11 protein-coding genes are annotated in these 20526 nt (G+C 46.0%); 7 read left to right on the forward strand and 4 right to left on the reverse strand.

The genetic code is table 11. From position 1 onward, the window contains the following. Window positions 1-38: 38 nt before the first annotated feature. The 4 genes from ACFW2W_RS08745 to ACFW2W_RS08760 all read right to left on the reverse strand — a co-directional run bounded on the left by ACFW2W_RS08745 (window position 39) and on the right by ACFW2W_RS08760 (window position 13827). Complete coding sequence (locus ACFW2W_RS08745) at window positions 39-6287, reverse strand: Calx-beta domain-containing protein (RefSeq protein WP_378176109.1); 6249 nt, start codon at window positions 6285-6287, stop codon at window positions 39-41. A 567-nt stretch (window positions 6288-6854) separates the two neighbouring features. Beyond that, the gene (locus ACFW2W_RS08750; RefSeq protein WP_378176112.1) at window positions 6855-10451 is read right to left on the reverse strand and encodes an endonuclease/exonuclease/phosphatase family protein; all 3597 of its coding nucleotides are present in this window, start codon (window positions 10449-10451) and stop codon (window positions 6855-6857) included. Window positions 10452-11286: 835 nt separating this feature from the next. Further along, on the reverse strand, window positions 11287-12039 hold the full coding sequence (locus ACFW2W_RS08755) for a peptidylprolyl isomerase (RefSeq protein ID WP_378176115.1): 753 nt from the start codon (window positions 12037-12039) through the stop codon (window positions 11287-11289). Between the two features lie 192 nt (window positions 12040-12231). Further along, window positions 12232-13827 carry a serine hydrolase domain-containing protein gene (locus tag ACFW2W_RS08760; RefSeq protein ID WP_378176118.1) on the reverse strand — a complete coding sequence of 532 codons (1596 nt, stop codon included), beginning with the start codon at window positions 13825-13827 and terminating at the stop codon, window positions 12232-12234. A 211-nt stretch (window positions 13828-14038) separates the two neighbouring features. Between ACFW2W_RS08760 and dxs the strand changes: the two genes are divergently transcribed. From dxs to ACFW2W_RS08795, 7 genes are all read left to right on the forward strand, one after another. After that, window positions 14039-15946 (forward strand): 1-deoxy-D-xylulose-5-phosphate synthase, encoded by a 1908-nt coding sequence (gene dxs / locus ACFW2W_RS08765; protein ID WP_378176121.1) that lies wholly within the window; start codon window positions 14039-14041, stop codon window positions 15944-15946. 209 nt (window positions 15947-16155) lie between these two features. After that, window positions 16156-17214, forward strand: a complete 1059-nt coding sequence (gene mtnA / locus ACFW2W_RS08770) for an S-methyl-5-thioribose-1-phosphate isomerase (protein ID WP_378176124.1) — start codon at window positions 16156-16158, stop codon at window positions 17212-17214. A gap of 42 nt (window positions 17215-17256) precedes the next feature. Beyond that, window positions 17257-17892, forward strand: coding sequence for a type IV pilin-like G/H family protein (locus ACFW2W_RS08775; protein WP_378176127.1), 636 nt, complete (start codon window positions 17257-17259; stop codon window positions 17890-17892). Window positions 17893-18068: 176 nt separating this feature from the next. Further along, window positions 18069-18617, forward strand: coding sequence for a type IV pilin-like G/H family protein (locus ACFW2W_RS08780; protein WP_378176130.1), 549 nt, complete (start codon window positions 18069-18071; stop codon window positions 18615-18617). A 73-nt stretch (window positions 18618-18690) separates the two neighbouring features. Beyond that, window positions 18691-18993 (forward strand): hypothetical protein, encoded by a 303-nt coding sequence (locus tag ACFW2W_RS08785; RefSeq protein WP_378176133.1) that lies wholly within the window; start codon window positions 18691-18693, stop codon window positions 18991-18993. A 61-nt stretch (window positions 18994-19054) separates the two neighbouring features. Then, on the forward strand, window positions 19055-19855 hold the full coding sequence (locus tag ACFW2W_RS08790; RefSeq protein ID WP_378176136.1) for a sterol desaturase family protein: 801 nt from the start codon (window positions 19055-19057) through the stop codon (window positions 19853-19855). A 106-nt stretch (window positions 19856-19961) separates the two neighbouring features. Beyond that, window positions 19962-20516 carry a rhodanese-like domain-containing protein gene (locus ACFW2W_RS08795; RefSeq protein ID WP_378176139.1) on the forward strand — a complete coding sequence of 185 codons (555 nt, stop codon included), beginning with the start codon at window positions 19962-19964 and terminating at the stop codon, window positions 20514-20516. Window positions 20517-20526: the final 10 nt, after the last annotated feature.

The raw sequence follows: 20526 nt of genomic DNA on the forward strand, positions 1-20526 counted from the left end.
AATTGTGTTTTAGTTTCAAACCCATATCCACAGCGGTACTAAATACTCACAAAAGTGGAAGCAGCACTACTGAGAAAAGTACCAGCATTCACCCCAGCCAATATAGCCAGGGTTTGGTTAGTGGAACTGTCAATAATGCTGGTATTGCTACCTTGCTGAATAATTGAAACCTGATTCAATTTCAAACCCCCGACTAACCCAATGTAGTCTTGACCAATTTGGAAGTCGCGGATGGTGTCAGTGCCTTCCCCTTTGGCAACTGCGAAGATATCTCGCCCCAAACCTCCGGTGAGGATATCATTCCCCAAGCCTCCGTAGAGTCGGTCATCGCCCCCATCTCCCCAAATTTGGTCGCTGCCTGCCTCGCCGTACAGGGTATCATTGCCGCCACAACCATTGATGCGATCGCTACCCGTCCCACCGTAGATTAGGTCATCCATGCCCATCGAACCTCCGGCTAACACGTTACTGTTGAGATCGCCAATCAGAGTATCGTTGCCGTCGTCGCCGTAAATCCGGTCTTTTCCCAGTCCCCCCACAATCGTGTCATGACCGCCGAAACCAATGATGCGATCGTCTAAAGAGGTTCCTACCAAGGTTTCAGAAAGCGAAGTACCGTTAATGACATTGAGGGGCGCAGTGTCATTGTCAATGTTGGCAACAACGACATCTTGAGGGTTGAGTCCGTTGTATTTGGCGTCAGTGCTAATAGCAGGGGCAGTAACGATGCTGTAGGCGATATTCCCATCGACAAGTACATCGTCAACTCCTTTTACCGTAATGGTTTGAGCCAGATTCCAGTTATTCGGAGTAAAGGTCAGCGATGGCGTGGAGACGCTGCCTTCTGTCGTATCGGAACTCGCTAAACCAAGGGTGACGATAGCCGTGGGTTGGCTATTGAGTTTAACCGTAAATGTCGCAGTACCTCCCACTTCGGTGGTGTTATTGCTGATGGGGGAAATCGTGAAGCCAGCAGTGTCATCATCTAGGATGGTACCGACTGCTTGAGAATCGGCAATCTTGGCGTTGATGGGGTTGGAGAGATTAACAAAAAAGGTTTCATTCGCCTCATCCACATTGTCACCAATGATAGGAACAGTAATGATTTGGCTGGTGACACCGGGGGCAAAATTTAGAGTGCCTGCCTTGTTGGTATAGTCGTTGAGAGCGATCGCGCTACCGTTAGCAGTGGCATAATTGACTGCGATCGCTAGAGCGCTAGCATTAGAAAGACTAACGGTAAAGTTAGCTAATTTAGTGCCGCTATTGCCTTCGGTAACGATGGCATCGCTAATGGTGAGGCTGGGGATAGCATCATTGTTGTTAATGGTGCCAACTCCGGTGCCTTTGGCAATAGTGGCGTTAGTTGCAGCAGTCAGATTAATGTTGAAAGTCTCGTTGGCTTCAAATTTGGTATCGCCGTTAACTGCAACAGTGATAATTTTGCTAGTTTCACCCGGTGCGAAAGTGATTGGGGTAGGAGAAGCGATCGCATAATCCCCATCCGCTGTCGTAGCAGTCCCATCACTGGTGTTGTAGTTTACCGTCACAGTTTTACTAGAAGCAGCAGAAAGAGTGACAGTGAAAGTCGCGTTGGTACTACCACCATCGCCTTCATTAATAGGGATATCGTTGATAGCAAGACTGGGAACTGGATCGTTATTGATAATGATACCTAAAGCTTGGTTGTCAGCGACTGTGGCGTTGCTGCTGGCATTTTTTAGATTAACAAACAAGCCTTCGTTATCTTCATTGAGGGTGTCACCCTTCACTTGGACTGTAATCGTTTTCTCCGTCTCACCGGGGTTAAAAGTTACAGTGCCACTGGTATCAATGTAGTCACTGCCAACTGTGGTTTTGTCGTCAGCGGTGGCGTAATCTACAGTAACGACTTGACCAGAAGCAGCAGACAGTTTAACGATAAAGGTGAGGTTGCTAGTGCCGCTGTCGCCCTCAAGGATACTGGTGTCGCCGATAGTAATACTGGGCGGGTTGTCGTCGTTAATAATCGTTCCAGTGCCTTGGTTATTAACGATTGTGGCTTTGCTGGGATTGGACAGATTGACTAGAAAAGTTTCGTTGAGTTCATTAAGGGCATCGCCGACGATTGGCACACTGATAGTTTGTTTTGTTTCACCAGGGGCAAAAGTGAGAGTGCCATTGACACTGGTGTAGTCGTTATTAGTCGTAGTAGCAGTACCGTCAGATGTGCCGTAATTTACTGCAACAGTTTGACCAGAAATAGCGGACAAATTGACGTTGAAGATGGCGTAGTTAGTGCCGCCGTTAACGCCCTCAATGACCAAGACATTATCAATGGAAATACTGGGTGGGGCATCATCATTGTTGATAGTGCCAATGCCCTGGTTATCAGCAATTGTGGCATTACTGGGATTTTTTAGGTTAACGAAGAAGTTTTCGTTAATTTCATTGAGAGTATCGCCTTGAACTGCTACCTTGATAGTTTTTGTGGTTTCACCAGGGGAAAAAGTAAGGGTGCCGTTAATCCCGGTAAAGTCAGATAAGTTCTTGGCAGTACCATCGGCGGTTTCGTAATCTACAGTAACGGGTAGACTGGAAGCTGCTGAAAGGGTAACGGTAAAGGTGGCATCGGTAGTGCCCAGGTTGCCTTCCATTAAGCTAAAATCACCGATAGTAAGACTGGGTATCGGATCGTTATCGGCAATAGTGACAGTAGCAGCGTTATTGCTACCAATAATGTAATTTCCATTTGTCAACTTTAGCTGGAGTGTTTCTGACCCTTCGTAGAGAGTGTCATCATTAGGTGTAAGAGTGATATCTACGAAGTCACTACCATTAGGAATGACAATTTTGACATTTGTACCGCTACTCGCAAGGGTGCTGTTACCACTGAGGTTATAGTCACTGGCACTAGCACTGCTACTGCCATCAATGGTCATATATACAATCAAGTCGCCGAAAGTACCAGTGCGACTGATGCGGAAAGTACCAGTATTTGCGCCGGTTTCCCCCGCATTGGCATCTATGGAGGTGAGATTAACAATTGGCGTGTCGTTGTCATTGTTAACTACAGCCACATCCGCTGGGTTGATGTTGTTGTATTTGATGTCAGTGCTAACTGTTGCAGCGGTGATGATGGAATAAGCGATGTTGCCATCAACAATCGTGTCATCTACGCCAGTAATGGTGACAGTTTGGGGAGTATTCCAGTTATTAGGAGTAAAAATTAGGGATGAAGTGGAGAGAGTCCCCTCAGTTGTATCGGAACTGGTTAAACCGATAGTGACATTAGCGATGGGAATTGTATTCAGTTTTACGGTAAAAGTCGCAGTAACTCCAGCTTCTGTAGTCGTCAAATCTGTAATTGGAGTCACTGTGACACCAGGAGGAACGGGAACCGAATTAGCAGCTTTGGGTGTTCCATAGATGGGATTTCCGCCAACGTCGGTGCCGTTACGAGTCACGCCATCATTTCTGTGCCAATTGCTATCAGTATCGGCGGCGAGGGGATTCGTTCGTTCCATTGTTAAACGGACGGTGGGAGTACCTGTGACATTCGCGCCAGCAGGCCACGCGCCGCCGTTTCCATTGGCAGTGTCAATCACAACGCCATCTGGTGTTTTGAGTGTCAGTGTCTCCCCACTAGCATTGCCAAGGGAACCTGTATAAATTAAGTCAGATGGGATGCTGTTGACGGTTGTATTATCCGTGCGCTCTAACAGAAAGTATCCACCAGCGGGAATAATTTTCCCCGCTTGGAAAGTGATACTGGGAGTGCCATCGCCAGATGTTAGCGTCCAGCCACTCAAATCGATTGCATTAGCAGTGGGATTGTAAAGTTCAATCCATTCATCATTGAAGTCAGCATTAGTTCCCATCCAGGCAACTTCGTTAATGACTACGTTTAATGGTGCAATGTTGGGATTGACGGTGATATCGAAAAACTTAATTACTGAAGTGTCTGCACCGCCGTTAGCAGTGCCGCCATTGTCCTGAACGGTGACACCAATCGTTGCAGTGGCGCTGCTGCCAAGGCTAGGAGAGGGAGTGTAGGTCAATTGACCCGTAGCATTAATGGTGGGCGCAACTTTGAAGATGCCGGGGGCGCTGTTGCTGACAATCTGGTAGCCGAGAAGCGTTTGGCTGGATTCGTTAGCTGGCCCCGGATTGAACCCGGTTGCCCATCCGGTGACGCTTTGCGCCCCTGTGCCTGCGGTGACAACTTGATTCGTTCCTGGCGTAAAGGTGGGAGCGTCGTTGACGGGATTAATGGTGATGCTAGCCGTCTCAATCGCGGTGCTGAAGGAAGATAACCCGCCAGTACCGTTAGTGGTGATATTTGCAGTGCCGCCGTTAGTTCCAGTAGTTTGATCCCAGGCGCGGAAGGTGATGCCTGCGGTTACGGTGCCGTTATAGTCGGCACTGGGGACAAAACGGATTCGGGTGTCAGCGTCTGCTGCCAGCAATTGTGCTGCGCTTTCTGATGGTGTGAAGGCTGTCCAAGTGCCGCCGTTGGTTGAGAACTGCCAAGTGCCATTGGTATTATCCGCTGCCGTTACGGCGATTCCTTTGGCATCTCCAGTGTCTAAATCTGTGACAGAAGTGGTAATAAGCGAGGAAATTAAAGTGCCTGGGTTGCTGGTAGGATCTTCGTTAATCGTTGTTATGATAGGCGACCCGCTGTTATCTAGTACGGGGGCACTATTAATTTCAAAAGAGACGAACTGGGTGGGAATGCCAAAACCTGCACCGAAATTATTGTCGCTGACAAGCACTAAAGAGCGTTTCCCATTTGGTAAAGTGGGACCAAGCGTCATGCCTTCAAAATTACCCAGAGGCAAGTTTGAAGCTTGGAAATCAGCAATCAGAGTTTTCTTGACAGGTGTGATGCCACTGCCCGGAAGGGTGGGAAAACTACTAATATCAGTGGCTCCTTGCAGAGATACCTGATATAGTCTTAAGCTGCCTCCACTAAAGGGGTTTACAAAACGGTCTATCGCCAGGAAGGTATTATTATCGAGTGCTAATAGTTCCGAAATACCGTTTCCAGCGTCAGTATTGTAGAGAAATTCTGCTCCTGGGTTGCTTGTCAACAAGTCATATCTCAAAATGCGGGAAGGACTGCCAGCACTGCCTGTTGGCGCAAGACCATCTTGTTCTAAAGCAACTTCCGTCGCTGTAAATAAAACCTGTTGGTCAGGCGTAATAGTCAGGCTTTCAAAAGCTTTATTACTGCGGACACCTTGAGTTGTGTCTGCTGATACGTCAAATTTAGGACTAGGAATAGACAGCGATAAATTTTGATTTCCTGTTGTTAGGTTAAATTGGTTAATAAAGGGCTGTGCGTTTGTAGAAGAAAATATTCCTTCTGAAGAAATGAAGGCATTCCCACCGCTGGTAAGGGCGATGCCTTCTGTATCAGAAATGTTCGCTGCAAAGGGGGTACCGCCGGAGTCTTTCAAGGTTGTAACACCTGTGAAATTAATCGTTCCTAAGGAACCCGAACTCAGATCGATGTTGAGGGTGTAGAAGCGAACCGCGCCGTTAACATCGTTTTTGGCATCGGAGATAGCGTAGTAAGTATTAGTAGCGGCATCGTAAGTAATGCCTGATAAGCCGCCGACTGTGGTTCCTGAGTAGTTGTAAGCTGAATCAAATGTTGATCCCCCGATAAACTTGAAAATTTCTAAAACTGAGGTGTATTCCTGCATGACTGAGGAATCAAATGCTAGGGGTGTTTCAATTGACCCTGTTTTGACTTCCAGATTCCAGTCACCGCCTAACGCTACACTGCCAGTAAGGTTATTGGAAGCGGCAATATTTGCCCCCATCAGCTGACTTAAATTTTCTACAAAGGCAACACCAGGTGCGCCAGATGCCACATTGCATCCATACAGGAGAATATCGGCGTCAGGTATTAGCGCAGATTTCCACTGCTGCAAAAAGTGGGTGTAAGTTTCTAGAGTATCTGCACTTAGCTGGCTTGACCCTAGTTGCAAAGTGCCTTCTTTGCCGTGGGAGACAATATGAATTGCCTTGATGTTGGTGCAATCCTTCAGCACCTCTGTAATCTGCGTTACTCCATCTTGTCTTGGGTTGAGGATAACAACCTGAGTTCCTGGTTTGACTCCTGCTGCAAGACTCTGGTAATTTTCAACTGTCTCATCAATGAAGACAATCTCTTTGTTGGGGGAAGCTTGAATAGGAGAAATCGCTGCTGTGTAGAAGTCTCCATTCTTGAGGCTGTAAACAGAGTTGTTTAGTTGTTGATTTAGGTCAGAGGAATGATTGCAGAGGTCTTGCATGATTAAATTTCCTTATGAATTAAGCTGAATTAGACATCAAAACTGGGGTGCAACGCGATCGCGCACCAAATATCATGAAAAAATTTGACAAATATTGCTAAATATGCTTTTTCTGCCGCTCATCTATGAAAATTCCCATCGCCATTCCTTCACTCATGTATCTGTTACCGCTTCTCTCGGCTTCACTTAGGCATTGGTGGTAATTCTCAGTTCTGGAACTTATAGCCGTTAAATTGAAGCGTGTCGATTTGTTTAATCTGTAGTGTAGTCTTCAGCACATTTCAATCCTTTCTGCACTCACCTGACACTCTAATTGTTTCCTACTTCAGAAAGATGACAAAAAGTTCATGATAAATTTATGAAAAATTCACTGTAACTTTATTTCCGCTTTATATAGTTTTTTGTTATAGGGATTTATCAATACTTCTCAGATAAGAACCTAACCCCTAACCTTTTCCCTATTAGGGAAGGGGAGAAAGCAAAGAAGTCTTGGCTATATCCGTCAACCCTAACCAGAACGATGTCCAATTAGGGTCAACAGACGATTACCGATTGATTTTCACTTAGCTAGATTGTGGTGAAATCATCGCTGGTAAGGGTGTTCGCTTGCACTCCAGTGAGTGTCGCTAATAGTTCCCCGGTGTTGGCAATACCAATCAAAGTATCGTTTGCATTCGCACCCGTACCTTGGGTAATTGTTAGATACTCCAACTTCAAACCGTCGGACAATACGATTAGGTCTTGAGCATTGGTGAAGTCAAGAATTGTGTTTGCGCCGCTGCTATTGGATAAAACAAAGCGATCGCAACCACTACCACCTAATAGTGTATTCTGACCAATACCACCATTCAGCCAATCATCACCGTCGCCACCTGCAAGGTAATCATTTCCTTGTCCACCCAACAGAGTGTCGTTACCAATCCCGCCACGCAGCAAGTCATCGCCACCCAATCCTTCTAGCGTGTCATTGCCACCTTGACCGTTAATGACATCGTTAGAAGCAGCAAAACCTTGGGTGTTGTTATCCAAATCGTTAAGGAAAGTGACGGTATTTTTGTTGAAAATCTGTTTGAGATCCTCGTTAGCGTTAGCAATGTCAAAGCTTTGCTGAATCTGTGTTTGTCCGTCAAAGAGAATATTGCCGATGTCTACCGACGCGCCTGTAGATTGTTGGAGGTTATTCAGGTTTTCGAGGCTAAAGTTTTTCAGGACGACATTCGTGTTTTCAACGCCGTCGAATGCGATCGCTAAATCATTACCCGTTTGAGTTAAAAGTAGATTACTGGCAGTTAAACCAACACCTTCAAATTTGAGCGTATCGACTTCGGCAATAATATCTGCGGATGGATTATTTCCCCTTCCTATACCGCCAAAATCTGTAATAGTGTCGGTGCCATCACTGCTACGAATCACAAAAATATCTTGGTTGCCACCGCCGGTCAGGATATCATTTCCTTGCAGACCGATCAGAGTATCATTCCCCGCTTTCCCGTCAATGCGGTTATTACTATCGTTACCAACCAAAGTATTAGAACTTGCGTTGCCATTAATTGGTAAGGTAAAACGGGCGACTAGCGGATCGTGGTCGCTGTCTTGAGTTGCAAACTCGGCATTGAGATGCACCACATCAATTTCTGCCGTCGTGTTGAGATTTTTACTGACCAAAATGTGGTCAAGTGCCTGAGAATTACCCTCAAAAACGTAGGTATATTGTTCATTTAGCGGCAAAGTATCAATCAGGTTCGTGAGGTCGTTCCCTTTCAATACTTCTAACGGCTTCGAGAACTGAAAATCATTGAAATCGCCCATCACTACGACATTGGCATTGGGGTCAACCGCCAGCAGGCTATCTACAAAGTTATTAACTGTAGCGGCTTGCTGTAGACGTTGTGCTTCTGAGGTGAGTGTCGGCGGTTGAGAACTTCCGAAAAGAGGTTGATCGCCACCTTTTGAGTTAAAGTGGTTGCCGATGACAAATACTTGATTGCCGTTGAAGAGAAACTCACCGACCAAAGGCTTGCGACTGTCGGCAAAAGCATCACCATCGGAGAGGTTGGTGTCAATGATGCGACCCGGACTAGCGGAAAGTTCTGCACCCTCTGTTCCGCTATTTGCGGTGGTATTGGTCGTGGAAGTGCCGCCAGGACGGTCTACAAACTGAACGCGATTTGACTTAAAAAGGAAACCGACGCGGATATTGCCTCCCGGTTGACCGCCATCTTGGTCGTCTACCGGGTTAATTTGACGGTATTCGTAAGTCGGGCCACCCAAAGATGCGATCGCATTTATCAGCGTTTGGTAAGTTTGGTTGGCATCAACGACACTATCATTGGTGGCACCATTGTTGTCTTGTATTTCCTCTAAGCTAATAATGTCTGGTGACTTGAGGTTGTTGACGACAATATTGCCAAGGCTGGTAAATTTAGCTTCGCCATCACTGGGGTCGAGATTCTCGACGTTAAAACTAGCCACCGTTAGCTGGTCGGCACTTCCAGTTAATGCAGTCGTTTCCCGCGTTAAATTTCCAGAAATAACATTAGGTAAAGGTGCTGTGTTGAGAAGCTTATAATTGCCAAAGCTGTAGTCGATGACGCCAGTGATGGAACCATTGAAAGTGTCGCCGACATTCACCTGAGGTTCACCGTTAATAATGGCATTGTCGATAATAATTCGTTCCGGGTTAAAATCCCCAGGCTGAACTACAATACCGCCCCTCTCCGTTCGGGTGCCAGCATTCACACCACTGTCAGCCAGGACGGGAATTTCCCCAAAATCATTGGTAGGTCCTACCGCTACCGCGTTGTTCACCTGCACCCGCATTCCTTCCAGGCTTTCGTAGAAGTCAATGCCGTCTTGCGTCGGGTCGAATATACCTAATCCATCATCATCAATAACTTGAGTTGGAATCGTGCGTCCACCCTCACCCAAAATAGTGCTACCAGGTAAAGGATTGCCCTTAGAAATCGTTGCAATCCCTGCATTTCCCACCATAATTTGAGTCGTGGAGAGATTGCTGCTATCAGAACCGCCAGGAATGGATTCATCAACAATACCGCTAACCAGAATAGAGTCGCCAACGCTGACTTTGGGTGTTATCCAAGTAAGGACGAAAATCCCTTCCGAGGTAGCATCATTCGCGTCCGGATTCGGGTCTTGGAGATAGAATCCATTCGACCGGACTGCGGTGACGATACCAGGTACTTTATAGACCAGCTGACCGACCAGTGGCGATGTATGGCTTGCACCTTGAATATCGTGGATACGAATATTACCAGCTTCTAGTTCGTCGTCAGTCACCGTAACGCTAATTGTACCGCTGGTATATTGGGTTGCAGAAGCTGTTAATGTCACCGTTTGAGAACCCTCCACAAACGGATCGTTGACTGCATCAATTGCGAAGGTTGCTGATGCCTGATTTGCCGGAATGGTTACAGTTGTCGCAACAGTGGCTTCGCTGGTGTCGCTGCTGAGTAAGTTAATCGTGACCGAATTTGATAAGTCTCCCGTGCGGGTAACAGTTGCAGTGGCAGCACCTGTACCCGCCGCTTCTGAAAATGTGGCGGAGTTAACAGTTAAACTGAGGGATTCTGTTATTCCACTGCCAATATTCGTCACTGTAAATGCACTACTGGGCATCGTCAATCGAGTAGTGTCATTTCCCGTCCAGTTAGCTGGGTTGCTGATTTTTGCAAGTAACTCTGCCTTAGTTCCAGAAGTGCCGTTAGTAATGTTATAAGTTGCGTTATCAATTTCTGGGATAGATACCGCTGTCAATCCGTTTGTTAATCCTGGCGGTAATGCAGAGTTATTGTTACTGGTCGCATTCTCTGCCCATTCTGAATCGTTACTATTTATTGCATAAATAAAAGTGGGATTGCTTGCCAATCCCTGGTAGGCAAGGATTTGATCTCCACCGCTCGAAAGTTTCATTGAACCAACGCCCGGATTGACAATTTCGCCAACCGAGTAATTTTTATTTGCTGTCCAAGTCAGGGTACCTTCACCCTTTCTAAATTCATTGCTGCTTTGCCAACCTTTATTTGTAAAGTGAATTGTAGTTCCAGAATCAATATCTTTTAGCAAAACAAAGGCAAATTGATCGGGATCGTCAAAGTTGAAACCGATAATGGCGATGTCACCAGCAGCAAGCGTTGTCGGAGCCATAGAAGTCTCTTTTCATTTTCAATTGTTGTCTGGAACTGTGAAGTCAACTAGGAGCAGTAGGAGCGATCGCTCTCATCCCATTTTTTAGGAGCGATCGCTTTCTCCTACTGCTTCTTCACAAATTTTGCCCTTTGCATTAGGCGGGGCAAATTGAGCGAACCTATCTGTGGTAAAACAGATACTTTGGCAAAATCTATCTCTCCAGGAAATTGCTTGTTTGCAGCTAACATCATCAGCACTCAGCTCAGTGCTAACGGCAGGATTTCAAACTTTCCTAAGCCTAAACAGCGCCACCCTGACCATATTCAGTTAATGTTAAGAAACCCTGATACTTACCACAAGTATAAATTAAGCTAGGATGAACTTGTAGTAGATTCACGCAATCTTCATAAACTATCCCGGTACCAAGAAATCATCATCTCTGTAGATATACTGAGAGTGGCAAGAAGCGGGCTAATACTTGTCGGCATCCACCCTCTATCTTGGCTACCGTGTATACACAAGTGACTCCTGTGTGCAAGGGAGCGCTCCCAGACCTAACCCCCCGCCCCTTACAAGGGAAGGGGAGCTATCTTCAAAGCCCCTCTCCGTGTCGGAGAGGGGTTTGGGGAGAGGTCTGCCGACTTGTGTATACACAGTTAAAAATAATTGTAGGTTGGGTTGAGGAACGAAACCCAACCAATGCTTATGTTTTGTTGGGTTTCGTTCCTCAACCCAACCTACGCGAACTAAGCCCCTCCCCATCCACAGGGAGGGGAGAAATAGCCTTTGTCCATTCACGGAAACGGGTAGCTTTGTGTGCAATGCAAGATGCACATCAGCTTCGCACTTGAAATCATACTAAATCTGAGGCTGAAGATCCGATAAACTGTAATAAACCGACTTGTTGCATCCGCTCTTTGAGCCAGTTATTAAACATTTCGTCAATCAAGCGACGGCGCATTTGTTCATCTAGCTGCGCGGGCAAGAACTTTTCGAGTCGAACGATTGCATACCATTCTTCCAGACGAGTGGGAGGCCATAGCTGCCCCGGCTGACTAATTGATAGCATTTTTGCGATCGCTGGATGCATTGCACTCAACGTCACCGGGCCAATGACTCCCCCGGTGTGAGCCTCTGTTCCTTGGGAATATTCTCTCGCTAACTCTGCGAAAGATTGCTCTTTTTCCTGAATTCTAAAGTAGGCTTCCTGGGCAATTCCTACATCTTTGGTACGAATTAAAGAACACACTACCTGGTCGAGACTTGCTTTGCGAGCGATAAAATAAGACTCGACCTTTGAACTCCAAGTAGCCATCTTAAACTTCTCTAGCAACACGGGTCGTACAGCTAAGTCTTCCAGTTGTTCTAAAGTCATGCCTTGGGATGCCGCCCAAGCTTTTAGCGCTTCCGGGGAGGTGAGTTGGTGCGACGCGGCAAACTGCTCTACAGCCAATTTGCGCTCTGCATCTGTGCAAGAATAGAGCGCGATCGCTTCGTCAATAATTATCCCTTGCAAAAACTGGGGCAGCAACTGATAACGACTTAACAAAGACGGAATCTCATCTGCCTGAATTACCTTGCTGCCAACTTTAAAAATTTCCGCCATCTCAAACGCAGCTACCCGTTTAAGTTTTCCCCGATTGCATGGGTAGCAAAGGATTGGTTCTCAAACCTTTGCTACTGACCAAATCCTATAGCAAATTCAGTCGTTATCTTTAAAAAAGTGCCGATTGAACCAGATAATTGCCGGATGACGCTACTACTATCTTTGCTGAAATCTACAGATAGAGCGGATGATTTAACAGCGTGTAAAGATGAAATAATTTCCTAAGTTAAGCGATCGCGTAACACCATCCTCCGCGACTGGCACTTCAAATAGACCAAATTTGCAAGCAAAGTGGGTATTATCTATCAGGATGCAAGGCACATCTTGATTGAACATTTTGGTGTGAAGGAAGACGCGATCTTCCTCAACATGGATAGTCAGCGTATCCAAATCTGACGTGTAGCTGCCCGCATAAGACGCCCAAGCCGAGAAATCGGGCACAAACGAAGCATCAAGTTCGATGCGTTCGCAGGGCGAAGAGTTGACCATAATATACCGCGTCGGCGCAGCTGCTTCGAGGATAAAACCGACAGAAATTTTTTCTTCGCTATCTGGCTTTTGTGCAAAATAAAGGTCTTTTTTGAGCGCCTGTAAAGGCATCACCTGTTGGTTTAACTCAAGATTGAGCTGGTCATCCACCACCTGAATCTGGAGCAACCCCGTCTGAGGTCCCAAATATAATCCTGTATACTGCGACCATAAAGCGGTATCGGGCGCGATCGCTTGCGGCTTCGGTGTCTGCTTTGGCAGATTCAGGAGTTGGTCAAAGATGCGGTTGACGATTTTGTAAGCAGCGAAGTCAGGCGCACGACGGTTGAACACCAGCGAAACTGCAACATCAGCCTCCGGAACCATCAAAAACCAGCTACCAAAGCTGCTAATCGCACCATTGTGTCCTATCCGGCGTATCCCCTTGTAGGGGTCAACCATGAAAGTCAGTCCATATCCCGCACCTTCTGCCGTATACCAGTCTGCATGAAGTGTTTGCATTTGGGCAACCGATTGGGGCGAGAGGATCTGGCGATCGCCAAAACAACCCTGGTTCATGTGCATCATCGCAAAGTTTGCCAAATCTAGCACCGTGGACATGATAAATCCCGCCGGATAACCAGCCGTATTGTCAGCAAAGCGGCGATCCACACTTAACGTCCCATCCTGATTCTGGTTGTGCGATTGGGCAATTGGATAAGTCATCGCCACCGTCGGATCAAATGTAGTGCGTTGCATCTCCAAAGGGTCGAAAACCAACTCTTGCATCAGTTGTGTAAATGGCTTACCGCTGACCAGCTCAGCGATATAACCAACCACCATAATGCCGGGGTTGCTATAGGAATACAGCTTGCCGGGAGGTGCAATAATCGGGTACTTCGGTATCTGGTCTCGGACGTAAGCCTCAAGTCCCTCTGGATCGCGCCGACCAAAGTTTTGGGCATCTGTAGGGAGTCCAGAAGTATGAGTCATCAGCATCCGTAGGGTGATGCGCTCAGCGGCTCCCTCCTCGCTGAGCGCGAACCAATCAATGTAATCTTTAATCGGTCGATCTAGGTCAAGGTTGCCCGTCTCAACCAGCCGCATCACCGCAGTCCCAGTCAGCGGCTTGGTGACAGAACCAATGCGAAACAGAGTTTGCGGGGTCACGGGGATTGAACCATCTTCCAGGCTGGTGACACCAAAACCCCTGGCATAGATGACTTCCCGATTTTGCACAACCGAAAGCGCCAAACCTGGGATAGCAGAGGCTTTCATCTGTTCTTCAATTTGCTGTTCTAATTGATAAAAGTTAAGCATTTGTCTCTACATCCAGAATTTTTGTCCTTAACGGATTTCATCGGATATTTTGCATCCGGGTAACAGTGAGGGCACTTCTGCGTCCCTAACTAACGGTTACGCAGACTAAACCCGCCTTGTATGCCGTAATGATTCGGTTCGTTCCCCCAAATCCATTACAGTTTAAAGAGATAACTAAAATCCGATCCTTAAGCTTATAGGGAAATCTGGAATGCATTTGAGTGAAATTACTCATCCCAACCAGTTGCACGGTCTATCAATTCGTCAACTTCAGCAAATTGCCCGTCAAATTCGGGAAAAGCATCTCCAAACTGTAGCCACCAGCGGCGGTCATTTGGGACCGGGATTGGGGGTCGTGGAACTAACATTAGCTTTGTATCAAACGCTAGACTTAGACCGCGATAAAGTGACCTGGGATGTCGGGCACCAAGCCTATCCGCACAAGCTGCTCACGGGGCGGTATCACCGCTTCCACACGCTGCGCCAAAAAGACGGCATCGCCGGTTATCTCAAGCGGTGTGAAAGTAAATTCGATCACTTCGGTGCCGGTCATGCTTCCACCAGTATTTCATCTGCCTTGGGTATGGCGATGGCGCGAGACCTCAAAGGCGATAACTTCAAAGTAGTGGCGGTGATTGGCGATGGGGCACTTACTGGCGGTATGGCGTTGGAAGCAATTAACCATGCCGGACACTTGCCCAAAACGAACCTGCTGGTGGTGCTGAACGATAACGAAATGTCGATTTCTCCCAACGTCGGCGCGATTCCTCGCTACCTGAACAAAATGCGTCTCAGTCCGCCGATGCAGTTTATTACAGATAATCTGGAGGAGCAATTTAAGCATATTCCCTTTGTGGGTGAATCCCTGACCCCAGAACTGGAAAGGGTGAAAGAAGGGATGAAGCGTCTGGCAGTTCCTAAGGTAGGGGCGGTATTTGAGGAACTCGGCTTTACTTATATGGGGCCGGTGGATGGTCATAATTTAGAGGAACTGATTGCCACCTTCAAGCAAGCACACAAGATGCAGGGGCCAGTCCTGGTTCACGTAGCAACTGTGAAAGGGAAAGGCTATGAGATAGCTGAGAAAGACCAAGTCGGCTACCACGCGCAATCCCCCTTTAACCTAGCCACGGGTAAAGCGGTTCCCTCCAGCAAACCCAAGCCTCCCGCTTATTCCAAAGTTTTTTCCCACACGCTGGTTAAACTTGCCGAGAATAATCCCAAAATTGTTGGCATCACAGCAGCAATGGCGACTGGCACGGGTTTAGACAAACTCGCCAGCAAACTGCCCAAGCAATACATTGATGTCGGCATTGCCGAACAACACGCTGTCACTTTAGCCGCCGGTTTGGCTTGTGAAGGGATGCGACCCGTTGCCGCGATTTACTCGACTTTTCTGCAACGCGGCTACGACCAAATCGTTCACGATGTCTGCATTCAAAAATTACCCGTCTTCTTCTGTCTTGACCGCGCCGGAATTGTCGGTGCTGACGGTCCGACGCACCAAGGGATGTACGATATCGCCTATCTGCGCTGTCTCCCGAACATGGTGTTGATGGCACCCAAAGATGAAGCTGAATTGCAGCAGATGATCGTGACTGGGGTTAACTACACCGATGGCCCGATTGCTATGCGCTATCCTCGCGGCAATGGCTACGGGGTGCCCCTGATGGAAGAAGGCTGGGAAGAACTACCCATCGGCAAAGCAGAAATTTTGCGCCAAGGCGATGATGTTTTGATACTGGGTTATGGTTCGATGGTATATCCCGCCATGCAGGCAGCGGAGATTTTGAGCGAACATGGAATTGAAGCGACTGTCGTCAATGCTCGTTTTGCTAAGCCGCTGGATACTGAGTTAATTTTGCCTCTGGCTCAGCAAATTGGTCGGGTGGTGACGCTGGAAGAAGGCTGCGTCATTGGCGGCTTTGGTTCGGCTGTGGCAGAAAGCTTGCTGGATAATCATCTGATGGTGCCGATCATGCGGATTGGCGTGCCTGATGTATTGGTGGATCATGCTACGCCAGAACAGTCGATGGCGGAACTGGGTCTGACACCGGCTCAAATTGCTGAGCGAGTGCGGAAATCTTTTAGTCCTCAGCTGTCAGCAGTTATGGGTTAAAGGTAGGTTTTTTTAACGCAAAGGTACGCAGAGGTTAACGCAGAGGTACGCAAAGATATCGGTTGCGCTTTGGGCGTTCTTTTGCGTTAATCCAAAATTACCCTAAGTATTTTTGGGAGAAGGCAGAAGGTAAAAAAGCAGTTTGTCGGGTAAATATCGGCTAAGTTGTTAGAAACTATCATATTGATGACTAACAACTCACAGCCGATATGTCTACCAAAACTCAAGTTTATCCGGTTATTTGGAACCAAGACCGCGTTTTGCTCATCGACCAAAACCGGCTGCCCACTGAGTACACGTTTGTTGAAATCAGCTGCTGCGAGGATATGGCGCAGGCGATTAAAACGATGATTGTCCGGGGGGCACCGGCTATCGGTGTTGCTGCTGCCTACGGGATGTACCTGGGGGCAAGGGAGATTCAGACAGACAAGCATGAGGAATTTTTGACCAAGTTGGAGCAAATTGCCGAGATGTTGCGGCAAACTCGTCCAACTGCGGTTAATTTGTTTTGGGCGATCGCGCGGATGTTGAGAACTGCTTATGAGTCTCTCGGCACCGTGGAACAAATCAAATCTATTCTACTCACTACTGCTAAAACGATTAATGCAGAAGACTTGCAAACTTGTCAGGCAATCGGCGATCATGGTTTAAAAGCTTTACCCTCTAAGCCCCATAAACTGGTTATTTTGACTCACTGCAACGCTGGAGCTTTGGCAACTGCTGGCTATGGCACTGCCTTGGGCGTTGTTCGTTCTGCGTGGCGAGATGGGCGTCTGGAGCGAGTCTATGCCGATGAAACTCGTCCTCGCTTGCAAGGTGCGAAGCTGACTTCTTGGGAATGCGTCCAAGAGGGCATTCCCGTTACGGTGATTACCGATAGCATGGCTGCTCACTGCATGAAACAGGGTTTAATTGATGCAGTCGTTGTCGGTGCTGACAGAATTGCCGCCAATGGTGACACTGCTAATAAAATTGGCACTTACAGTCTGGCACTGGTTGCCAAGGCTCACAATGTTCCTTTCTTCGTTGCTGCACCCCTCTCTACGATTGATTTTGAGTTATCTTCTGGCAACAAAATTCCGATTGAAGAGCGCCACGCTTCGGAAATCTACCAAGTTGGCGATACGCTTCTCACCCCTGCTGGCGTGGAGTTTTACAACCCAGCGTTTGATGTCACTCCCGCTGAATTAATTTCAGCAATTATTACAGAGTATGGCGCGATCGCGCCCAGTGAGTTAAAACAGTTTCAGACCAAACAAATGGTTTAGAAGGGTGCAACAATACAACTGAAAAAGAAAAAGGAACGAACCTTGGTAAAAACTACAGCCAAAACCAAACGACATCTTTTGGAAAACGCACCAATCTGTAAATTTGCGGCGTCTACAAAACCAAATTCATCGCATCTTTACAATTGGCAAGCTTCCCTCAAAGATCGGAAAAAAATACTCTTTTTCGCAACGGGTCTACTAACGATAGGGGGTTTGGTATTAGTAAGTAATCCCATTGCTTTGGCACTTGGGTTTCCTCCCATGTTGAACTGCGGCCCAGTCAAGCAATCAGCAGTGGAAGAAAATATTGAGGCAATCAACTTAGCTCAAGAAGCCCATTTTTCTGATAAAAAATCCTTTGCCAACGACTTTAATAAGTTGGGAATCCGCCTTCAAAAGCAGGGAGATGACTACGAATATTCAACTCGTGCCACTGCTTCGGCTGCCTTTAGTTACGGAATATCCCGAAGTAAAGGACGTAACAGTTACGTTGGGGCTGTGTTTGTAGTCCCTGCTACTGAGGTAAAATCCAAAGCGGCTGCTACCCGTGAAATGACAACAGTAACTATTCTGTGTCAAGCGAATGCTCCCGGTGCAATCAAACTAGAGCCAGCTTATCAAAATGGCGAAGTCGCTTGCGGTTCTAACACCACAGAAATCTACCGTTACTCGCCTTAATGATAGATAACTCGGAAGAAAGTTTAGATTTTGAATTGGCATCTAAGCAATCCAAAATCTAAACTTTTCAGGAATTTCTCATCTTGCCAGTGAATACTTCTTAAAGCATTTTGTACTTTGCACGCACGCCAAGCACAAAATACTATATCGGCTTTATTTACTGAAAAAGACTGAAGATGAGCATCTACCTCCGAGCTAAGTGGTTACAATATTTATTTAACAAAAACAAAAATGAAGGTTTTGCCTTCATTGAAATTTTGGTTATTATGATAATTGTTGGTGTTTTGGCAGCTATGGCTTTGCCTAATTTTTTGGGTTGTGCCAATAAAGCCAAACAATCGGAAGGAAAACAATATATCAGCTCTATAAACAGAGGACAACAAGCTTACTATTTAGAAAATGGTACTTTTGTTGCTTCTCTTCCGAAACTGGATCAAGGTATTCCAACTAGAACAATCAATTATGAATATTCTCTTCGGGCAACAAAAACAACAGTATTTAACTACGCGATCGCTCAAAAAACTGCCTCAAAACCGCTGAAGAGCTATGTTGGGGCTGTCTTCATAGTACCTACATCTAATGTAGACAAGAAGGCAGCTAAAAATCACAAGGCAACGTTAGCAATATTATGCGAGACAGATACCCCTAGTAGCAAACCTCCCGCCGATCCAACTTACCAAAAGGGTGTCCTGACTTGCGGTTCTAATACTCATCCGCTACCCTAGTACCACACCTAAAAAATATAGCGATCGCCTGAAACAGCAATTTTACAAATCAAGCAATTTACCGGAGGCAATCATGCAACTTAAGAAGAAAAAAGAACAAAAATTAGTAACAACACTATCCCAATTTAATTCACCAACTCCCTCTAACAAAAAACTGGAAAATGTCACAATAAATCCAGATTTAAGCAATCAATTAAAAGCAAATATTTTTCCTAAAAAACTGAATAATTTATTAGTTTTTTTAGGGATTAGGATACTGGGTGTTATGGGTCTGGGAGCCTTATTAACTGTCGGCGTATTTTACGCTATTAATACAGTTTCTATGGATTTTTGTGGTGGAAAAATGCAATCAGAAGACACTACCCAGCCTCGCTAAATCCAAAAAAGGCGTATGGTGGAGATTGCCCACCATAATTGATCAATAATGCTTAAAAGTTATGCTTCCTGATGTTGTCAAAGGCTTTTTGTTACTGCTGTTTATATTAGTCCCTATAGAAAAAATATTCTTTTTACACAAACAGAAGATATTTCGTAAAGGATGGGGAACAGATGCCATCCATTATTTTATCGGTTACTTTGTTGGCAGAACGGCAGGAATAGCAATTAGTGGAATATTAATAGGGCATCTTCTCAGAAGCTTAATCAATTCAGAATTACAAACAAAAGTTGCCTCTCAACCTGTATGGTTGCAGTTTATAGAAGCACTTTTAATCGCTGATACTGGATATTACATTGCTCATAAACTCACTCACAAGATTCCTTGGCTGTGGAAATTCCATGCGATTCACCATAGCGTAGAAAATATGGACTGGTTGGCTGCGGTGCGTCTGCATCCCATTGACCAAATATTTACAAAAATTTTTCAGATAGTCCCTCTATACATATTAGGCTTCACTAAAGAAACATTCACTGTATTTTTTCTTTTTGGTGCTTTTGAAGCCTTCTTTATCCATGCCAATATCAAGATTGGATTTGGATGGCTCAGGTGGATAATTGCTACACCAGAATTTCATCATTGGCATCATACTGCCGATCGAAAGTTATATGACAAAAACTTTGCGGCTCAGCTTCCAATTTTAGATTTAGTATTCGGCACCCTTTATATGCCTGCGGGTAAAATGCCGGAGAAGTATGGTATATCTGAGCCTGTGCCTTCTGGGTATCTTGGACAAATACTCTACCCGTTTTTTAAACGAAAAAAGTTTATGAATCATGCTAAAAAAATAGAGAGTATATAAAAAAATTTGATATTTTAAAGTTTTTATTTCTAATTGTGAATAATGACATCTCAGTATTACGGTTGCTATGGTAGTGAGATCGAGATGCCACTCATCGGAAAGTTTTATGCAAATAATGACTAAAATAACCAGTCGTTTACGCCCTTTACCTGTAATTTTAGGGATTGTCGCTTTCAGTGTAGGTGCTTTAGGTGCCGCGATCGCGATCGCAGACATCGACATCCAAGCGATCGCGACTGGCAAATATGCAAACAAAGTGACGGTAGCACAGTTGCAGCAAGGAAAACTAAAGCCAGTGTTCCTAATTGATGTGCGATCGCCAGAAGAGTACGCTAAAGATCATATTGCCCAAACTCCACTGGTACCCCTGACTCAGATTGAAACAGGGATAGGAGTTGAGCGCGTTAAGGCATTGGTGAAAAAGAGCGTTCAACCCAATCAACCCGAACCAACGGTAGTGTTATATTGCACCAAAGGAGCGCGTTCAACTAAAGCCTACTGGATGTTAGAGGGGACGGGGTTAAAGATGGCAGTCTTATCTGGCGGCATCACTGCATGGCGGAAAGCCGTGCCTGCGGGACAAGACAAAGCGGTATTATCTCCAATTATTTTACAGGCTAAGAAGTTGAATTTTGACCAACTTCCTGCAAAAACTGATTGAATGCAAATCA

It is taken from the genome of Coleofasciculus sp. H7-2 (assembly GCF_042747725.1).
GTDB lineage: Bacteria > Cyanobacteriota > Cyanobacteriia > Cyanobacteriales > FACHB-T130 > FACHB-T130.

Coding starts and splice junctions, on each gene's coding strand:
- ACFW2W_RS08760 (WP_378176118.1), bottom strand. CDS start 13,827: ATGCTTAACTTTTATCAATTAGAACAGCAAATTGAAGAACAGATGAAA.
- mtnA (WP_378176124.1), top strand. CDS start 16,156: ATGTCTACCAAAACTCAAGTTTATCCGGTTATTTGGAACCAAGACCGC.
- ACFW2W_RS08780 (WP_378176130.1), top strand. CDS start 18,069: ATGAGCATCTACCTCCGAGCTAAGTGGTTACAATATTTATTTAACAAA.
- ACFW2W_RS08745 (WP_378176109.1), bottom strand. CDS start 6,287: ATGCAAGACCTCTGCAATCATTCCTCTGACCTAAATCAACAACTAAAC.
- ACFW2W_RS08755 (WP_378176115.1), bottom strand. CDS start 12,039: ATGGCGGAAATTTTTAAAGTTGGCAGCAAGGTAATTCAGGCAGATGAG.
- ACFW2W_RS08785 (WP_378176133.1), top strand. CDS start 18,691: ATGCAACTTAAGAAGAAAAAAGAACAAAAATTAGTAACAACACTATCC.
- ACFW2W_RS08795 (WP_378176139.1), top strand. CDS start 19,962: ATGCAAATAATGACTAAAATAACCAGTCGTTTACGCCCTTTACCTGTA.
- ACFW2W_RS08750 (WP_378176112.1), bottom strand. CDS start 10,451: ATGGCTCCGACAACGCTTGCTGCTGGTGACATCGCCATTATCGGTTTC.
- dxs (WP_378176121.1), top strand. CDS start 14,039: ATGCATTTGAGTGAAATTACTCATCCCAACCAGTTGCACGGTCTATCA.
- ACFW2W_RS08790 (WP_378176136.1), top strand. CDS start 19,055: ATGCTTCCTGATGTTGTCAAAGGCTTTTTGTTACTGCTGTTTATATTA.